The organism is Psychrobacter phenylpyruvicus DSM 7000 = NBRC 102152, assembly GCF_000685805.1.
GTDB lineage: Bacteria > Pseudomonadota > Gammaproteobacteria > Pseudomonadales > Moraxellaceae > Psychrobacter > Psychrobacter phenylpyruvicus.
On the sequence record NZ_JMKP01000071.1, the window covers coordinates 1 to 3,478 of the forward strand.

Below are 3,478 nucleotides of genomic sequence, written 5' to 3' on the forward strand. Positions count from 1 at the left end.
TTTTAAGGCTTCGTTAAAGTCAAAGTTTTGCATGGTGTCATTCCTTGTTTTTTACATAGTTTAGGGGAATGACACAGAATTTTGAACACTACCTTTTTATAGTCTTGTGCCAGTTCAGTACACTTAACCATTTCCTCTCCTTCACCTAATATTAACAATATACTATTGTCAATATACTGGGACCCGATAAACCATCTAATCATTTCAAAAGTCTTTTTACTACGAGTAATCCTACCCGAATATATAAATACTTTAGTTTCTGATTCATAACTATCATTTAAATTAACCGGAAGATTTAATTCCATTAACAATTTATGCTTATCATGTTGAGAAAGTTTAAAGTATCTATCTGTATTAACTCCATTATGTACAAAAGTTATGTTTCCTTTTCGTATAAACAAACTGGAGGATTCTATCAAATAGTCTTTCACACTTTCAGAACACCCCACAATCTTATCGAAAGAAGAAATCCAATATACAGTATGGTGTAATAATCCATAACATAAACCTTTAATATTACCATATACGGATCTGTAATCTTTAATAAATAAACTATGTGCAGTAGAGATTCTTCTCTTACATTTTCTTAAGAAGCATGCAGAAAGTAAATCGGGATAAAAACCATGTGAATGAATAATATCCGCATCCTTAACTAGATTAGATAAATATAAAATTTTCTTTAAAAAACCTCTAGTGTTAGCTAATGTATATAGTTTGGTAATTCCCAAACTTAAGAATTCTGTAGAGTATTGTATGTCATTACTTCTGATACTAACAATCGAAATATCTATTCCTGGCCTATTTGATAGCTCATTAACTAAGTTTAACACTACATTGACTGGTCCACAGTTTACCAATCTCGGAACAATGAAGACAATTCTCATAACAAGATGCTCAAAACAACCATTATCATAATTAAACTTCCTTAGACTGATTTTAGTTTATATTTTGGATTAAATTTACCCACATATCTATTATTCTTTCAGGTTGGTATTGCTTTGATTTTTTCACACTTTTTTTAGATATCTCAATTCTCCTGGGCTGGTTAAGCATCAGACTGTTGAGCTCTGAAGCAAAGGTTGTAATATCTCCTGGCGGTACTAAAATACTCCCCGTGTTTTCAAGAATCTCAGAGGGACCAGTATTACAGTCAAAGCTTACGACAGGAAGACCGAAAGATAAAGCTTCAAGTAAAACCATCGGAAAACCTTCATACCTAGAACTCATGCATAATATATTAGCTATTTTATAATAGTAGCTTATATCATTAGTATTACCTACAATACTTACGGAGGCCTCTAAATTATGAGTTTGAATAAAAGATAGTAAATCTTTCCGATTCTCGCCATCTCCCACAATAATCAATTGCCAATCGTTTTGTCCCTTTGAAATTATTGACCATATTTGTAATAAGTAATCAAATCCTTTTTGCTTAGTTAACCTTCCGACAGCTAAGGCAATTTTATTTTCAGATTTGTCATAGTATTGAGGTTTGTATGGACTTGGATTTGGAATAGTGACAATTTGGTTATTGTGTAAAGTGTTTTTTTTCCAGAGTCCTTCATCTCGCTCTGTTAAGGTTACAATGGCATCACAATAAATAGCTGCCAATTGACGAGCCAATCTCCTTCCATATTTACCTAAATCTACTGTAAAATTAAAATGTTCCCAACAAATATGACGTATATTTAAGTTTATAGTTGCAGGAAGCGTGAAAAGAGTAGCCATACTTTCGATTACGATAAGTATGTCAATGTCCTCTGCAATTAGCATTTTTCTTATACTTGATATTAGAAACGGGGTACGATATATTAATTTTCCAGGCTTTTTAAGTAAAGTTACAGTCTTAATACTGCTATCTAATGGAAAAAAGGGCTCACTACCTCCTGAAATACTGGCAAAAACAATATTATAGCCTTTACTAGCAAGCCCGTTAGCAATAATAGAACCCACCCTTTCCGTTCCCCCTGGATTACTTAAATTGCCTGTCATAAAGCATATATTTCTCATGATTAACCTTATTATGGATGAATAAGTGGTATGTTGAACTTTTTCTGTACTAAATCATAAAAACTTTTATATTCTTCATAAAGTTTGTAATTATAGATATATACTGTTCTTACTCGGTTAAAACTGGATAAATTTATTAGCGCTCCACTAATGAAACTGAATACCTCTATAAAGATTTCATCATTTAACTCTAGATAATTTATTATATAGTCTTCAAAGATCAAGGGCGTTTCTATTATTTGAAAATCTCCATTTGGGAAAGTTTTTTCTCTGGGATGTGGGAAGTAATGAGTGACCCCTAATTTATCCAGAATAGAAGCAATATATTTATCACTAAACTTATCGCTTAGAGGTTGGCCTAAGTATATCTTAATAGTTTTATTACTGGACTTAAGTTTTTTGGACCCTGTGTCATCGAAAAGTTCCAAGTACTTAGTATTATCTACTATATTAGGCATATCAAAATAAATAGTATAATGTAACTTCGATAAACTTCTTACATGCTCAGTATAAATATTTAGACCTAATAAACCTCTACATATTCTTTTATAAATATTTATATTTTCGTTTTTGAAATATATACTATTACTAAATATGTTAGCAGTACCGTCATCAAAGGTAAAAACTTGAGCTTTTGAGTTGAATGATATTATGTATTGGAAGTAGCTTTCATTTATACTTGCAATATAAATTTTGTCATAACCGATTAACATTCTATTTTTCTTTAGGTTCTTCAATAACTTAAATATTCCCTTCAAGCCACGCTCTGGTACATGATAAATACTTCCAGAACATAAACTGCTAATCCTATTATAATAATATCTATATTTATCATTATCCGATAGGACTAATAAAAGAAGTTTAAAATCTTCATGAGGATATATTCTAATGATTCTTTCTGCTATTAGCATTTGTAGAGGAGTGGCACACATTAATAGGTTTTTACTCATATCAGATCTTTTATTCTCGTGGTGGTTGGAATTTTTAAAAAAGCCTAACATTATACTTTAGTTCCAATATCTATTGTAGCGTTACGTTAATAACTAATAATTACTCCACAATAGTAGTTTAAACTGCTATAAAAATTTTTCTTAAATGCACAATTATGAAAGCCAATAATTAATGTTACTTATACTTATCTAATCAGTATTCAAGGGAAATTTATTATTCGTAGTAAAAAATTTAAGAATTGCGTGGTTATGATTAATTCTGAATTATGGTTTTTGTAGGTCAAAGTAAAGCAGCAATACTCTATTTTACATCCTCAATATTAGAATATATAAATGTATTAGAGTTTTAATAAAAACGCTACAAAGTACCCTGTAATTAATTAACTTAAAGTAAGTGAAGAGGTTAAGCTTTTCTTAACTCAGTGAACCGCCCCGACTATATCGGAGAGTTGATTGCTTGAGTCAGGCAGCTTTGTCTGACTCATTAAGGCTATCATAGTATCGTCTCTCAAACTCAA

3 protein-coding genes are annotated in these 3,478 nt (G+C 30.8%); all 3 read right to left on the bottom strand.

Annotated elements, in window-relative coordinates:
* Positions 1 to 2: 2 nt before the first annotated feature.
* The 3 genes from G561_RS0113265 to G561_RS0113275 are packed head-to-tail and all read right to left on the bottom strand — an operon-like array spanning position 3 to position 2,960.
* Positions 3 to 884 (bottom strand): glycosyltransferase family 4 protein, encoded by an 882-nt coding sequence (locus tag G561_RS0113265; protein ID WP_028859962.1) that lies wholly within the window; start codon positions 882 to 884, stop codon positions 3 to 5.
* Between the two features lie 52 nt (positions 885 to 936).
* Complete coding sequence (locus tag G561_RS0113270; protein ID WP_028859963.1) at positions 937 to 2,010, bottom strand: glycosyltransferase family 4 protein; 1,074 nt, start codon at positions 2,008 to 2,010, stop codon at positions 937 to 939.
* Between the two features lie 11 nt (positions 2,011 to 2,021).
* Positions 2,022 to 2,960, bottom strand: a complete 939-nt coding sequence (locus tag G561_RS0113275) for a glycosyltransferase family 52 (protein WP_028859964.1) — start codon at positions 2,958 to 2,960, stop codon at positions 2,022 to 2,024.
* Positions 2,961 to 3,478: the final 518 nt, after the last annotated feature.